This window comes from Actinacidiphila sp. bgisy145 (assembly GCF_057708125.1).
This window is the reverse complement of the sequence record NZ_JBYIRL010000096.1, coordinates 1-4,355: the sequence shown is the minus strand read 5'-3', so window position 1 is coordinate 4,355 and position 4,355 is coordinate 1. Positions and strand designations below refer to the sequence as shown.

The 4,355-nt window shown below is 70.1% G+C and carries 1 protein-coding gene; it reads right to left on the bottom strand.

What is annotated here, in order from left to right; all coding sequences use genetic code 11:
* Positions 1-4,315 (bottom strand): SDR family NAD(P)-dependent oxidoreductase (locus AC3ERT_RS36415; RefSeq protein WP_435179445.1); only part of this gene is annotated, 4,315 nt, incomplete at its 3' end.
* Positions 4,316-4,355 lie beyond the last annotated feature (40 nt).

Below are 4,355 nucleotides of genomic sequence, written 5' to 3'. Positions count from 1 at the left end.
TCGAAACCGCAGGACCCTGCAACCCCAACGCATACGCCACCCGACCCGACGCCACACTCGCCGTTGTCCCCGTCATCCCGAAGCCGCCGGCACCGTCCTGTTCGCTGATCCGGTAGGCGGACGTAATAACGCCGGCGTACACCCCGGCATCAGTACCCCGCAGCGACCCCGGCGTGATGCCCGCGTCCTCCAACGCCTCCCAGCACGTCTCCAAGAGCAGCCGCTGCTGGGGATCCATCCCCAACGCCTCACGCGGACTGATCCCGAAAAACTCCGCATCGAACCCACCAGCGCCACCCACAAAACCGCCCACCCGGGCGTAATCCTGGCCCCCACCATCGGGATCGAAAACACCCGAACCCTCCAGATCCCAGCCACGGTCACCAGGGAACCCCGACATCGCATCGGTCCCCCCGGCAACCAACCGCCAGAAACCCTCCGGGTCCTCCGCCCCACCCGGGAACCGACAACCCATCCCGACAATCGCCACCGGCTCATCCGCCCCCGCACGGACCGCCGGCACAGTAGCGCCCCCGGCGGTCCCTTCGGCTCCTTCGGTTCCACACGTCTCCGCCACCAGATACCGGGCGAGCTCAACCGGTGTCGGCTGATCAAAAACAAGGGTCGCGGGAAGCGTGAGGCCGGTCTCGGTAGCGAGCCGGTTGCGCAACTCCAGCGCGGTCAGCGAATCGATCCCCATCTCACGAAACGCCCGCTGGGGGTCCAATTCCCCCGGACTGGCATGACCCAGCACCACCGCCGCAGCGGTCCGGACGACCCGCAGGACCTCCTCCTCACGATCGGCCGGGCTGAGCCCGGCCAGCCGCGCGGCCAACCCGCCTCCACCCGCGGCTGCCGCGGCAGCGACAGGACGACCCGGAGCACCCGCCGTCAGACCACTCAACAACGGTGAAGGCGAAACACCCGGACGAGACAGCGCGGCCAAGTCCAAACGGGCCGGAACCATCAACGGCGCACCAGACGCGGAAGCAGCCTCGAACAGCGCCAGACCCTGCGCAGTCGACATCGGCTGAACACCGCCGCGACGCAGACGGGACAGGCCCGCGCCCTCCAGCTGCTCGGTCATCTCCGAGGTCTGTTCCCACAGCCCCCAGGCCAGCGACTGGCCGGCAAGGTGACGTTCCCGGCGGTGGACCGCCAGGGCGTCCAAGAACGCGTTGGCGGCCGCGTAGCTGCCCTGCCCGGCGCTGCCCATGACCGCCGCAGCCGAGGAGTACAGCACGAACCCGGCCAAGCCCGCGTCCTCGGTCAACTCATGCAGGTTCCACGCCGCGTCAACCTTCGCCGACAGCACCGGCGCCATCCGCTGCGGCGTCAACGACTCCACCGTCGCGTCATCGATCACCCCCGCGGCGTGCACCACCGCCGTCAACGGACGGTCGACCGCAATCTTGGCCAGCACCGTGGCGAGGGCATCCCGGTCGGCGGCATCTCCGGCCACCACCCGCACCTCCGCGCCCAGCTCAGCCAACTCCGCAACCAGACCAGCCACCCCCGGCGCCGCCGGACCCCGCCGCGACAACAACACCAGATGCCGCATACCACGCACGGTGACCAGGTGCCGGGCCAACTCCCCGCCCAGGGTCCCCGTCCCGCCGGTGACCAGGACGGTGCCCTGCGGGTCCCAGGCGGCGGGGACGTTCAGCACGACCTTGCCCACATGCCGGGCGCCCTGCACGTACCGCAGCGCCGCCACCGCCTGCGACAACTCGAAACACGTCACCGGCGGCGGAGTCAGTACCCCGGCCTCGAACATGCCGCCGAGCTCAGCGAACATCTCCGCGATCCGGTCGACACCCGCGTCCATCAGATCGAACGCCCGATAGATCACCCCAGGCCGGTCCTGGGCGACCTGCTCGGCATCACGGATATCGGTCTTGCCCATCTCGACGAACCGCCCACCACGCGGCAGCAACCGCAGCGACGCGTCCGTGAACTCCCCCGCCAGAGCATTGACGACCACATCCATGCCCGCACCACCGGTCACGGCCAAGAACCGCTCACAGAACGCCAGATCGCGCGTCGAGGCAATGTGGGTGTCCGCCACGCCCATCGCCCGCAACGCGGCCTGCTTCGCCGGACTCGCAGTCGCGAAGACCTCCAAACCCCACGCCCTCGCCAGCTGCACCGCAGCCGTGCCCACCCCACCGGTCCCGGCATGGATAAGGACTCGCTGACCCGGGCGGACCTGGGCCAGATCCCGCAGCGCATAGAGCGCGGTCAGGAACGTTGCCGGCACCGATGCGGCCTGCTGGAACGACCACCCCCGCGGCACCGCAGCCACCAACCGGCTGTCCACCACCCCCACCGGCCCCCACCCCGGCACCAAACCCATCACCGACTGACCCACCACCAGACCATCCACCCCCGGCCCGGCCTCCAGCACCACCCCAGCGCCTTCCCCGCCCAGCACTCGACCGTCCGCAACCATCCCCAGCCCATGCAGCACGTCATGGAAGTTCAGCCCGACCGCACGCAGGCCCACCCGAACCTGCCCCGCCGACAGCGCCGCGCCTGCCTCGGGCGCATCAACCACCGCCGTACTGCCCAGATCACCCGGCTCGGTCACCTCCACCCGCCACCCTGGGTTCCCGGGCAGAATAAGCTCCCCCGCCGCGGCCCCGGCCCTCGCCAACCGCCTACCGAACGCCGCCACACCACTGCCGCCGTCAGCAGCCGGACGGATGCGGATGTCGGGTTCGCCGGCATCCAGGGCCAGGGACAGGACGGCGTCCACGTCCACTTCGTTGGCAGGGTCCAGGCCGGCCGCCGGGTCGACATCGACCAGCAGCACACGCCCCGGGTGCTCGGACTGCGCCGAGCGGATCAGACCCGCCACTGCCGCACCGGCCAGGTCCTGCCCGGCGGGCGCACCTTGGGTCCAGACCACCAACCGCGAACCAGCGGTCTCGGGATCGGCCAGCCACTCCTGCACCCAACCCAACACCGTCACAGCAGCCGACTGAGCCGCTACTGGTACCGAATCGCCCAACGGGGCAGCCGGCACCACCGCCACCACCACCGGAGGAACCTCTTGCCCGATAGCGGGGGCCGTCTGGCCGTGCCGCGTCCACTGCACCACGGCGGTGTCAGAGCCCTGCGGGGCAGGCAGCGGGACCCAGTCCACCGTGAACAGCGACTGCCGCACGTGACGAGCAGCCCCACCCAACTGCCCCGCCGCAACTTCCCGCAACGACAGCGACCGCGCCTGCAAGACGGGTTCACCAACAGCGTCGAACGCGGTGACCGAGATCCCTCCCGACCCGGGTGTCAGCACCACCCGCAGGTGGCGGGCACCGCCCGCCAGCAAACGCACCCCCGACCACGCGAACGGCAGCTCCGTCCTCCCAGCATCACTGCTACTACTGCTACTACTGCTGGCGACGAGGAGACCGTGCAGAGCGGCGTCGAGCAAAGCGGGGTGCAGGCCGAACCCGGCAACATCACCGTCCGCGGCCTGGGGCAGCTCGACCTCGGCGTAGACGGTGTCCCCGGCACGCCATGCCTGGCGCAGGCCCTGGAACGCCGGACCGTAGGCGTAACCGCGCTGGGCGAGCCTCTCATAGGCGCCATCCACCGGAACCGGCTCCGCACCGACCGGCGGCCAAACACCCAACGGAACAGGAGCGCTCTCGGCCCCGACCGGCGTCAGCACACCGACCGCGTTCCGCACCCATTCGCCCTCCCCCTCACGGGAAGAGACCACGACCGTGCGTCGACCACTGTCGCCATCGCTGTCGCCGAGGTGGATCTGGACCTGCACGCCGCCAGAGGCGGGAAGGACCAGGGGCTCCTGGAGGGTCAGTTCCTCCAGGACACCGCACCCGGCCAGGTCCCCGGCGTGGACGGCCAGGTCCACGAACGCCGTCCCCGGTAGCAGCACGGTGCCGTGGACCGCGTGGTCGGCCAGCCACGGCATCGCGGCCAGCGACAACCGACCCGTCAACACCAACCCATCACCATCAGCCAGCCACACCGCAGCCGCCAACAACGCATGCCCGGAACGCTGCTGACCAGCCGACGAAGCATCCCCACGACCAGCCACCGGCTTCGGCCAATAGTGCTGCCGCTGAAACGCATACGTCGGCAGCCCAACCTTCACCGCCCGACCCTCATCAGCAGTCACCGCGGCCCAGTCCACGTCGACGCCCGCGGTCCAGGCGCTCGCCAGTGCGGTCAGCCACCGGTCCCGGCCGCCATCACCACGCAGCAAACTGCCCGCCGCCACCAGACCCTCACCCGCCTGCGCAACCGCCATACCCAACACCGGATGCGGACTGACCTCCACAAACACCCGATGCCCCTCAGCCACCAACCCGGCAACAACCTCACCA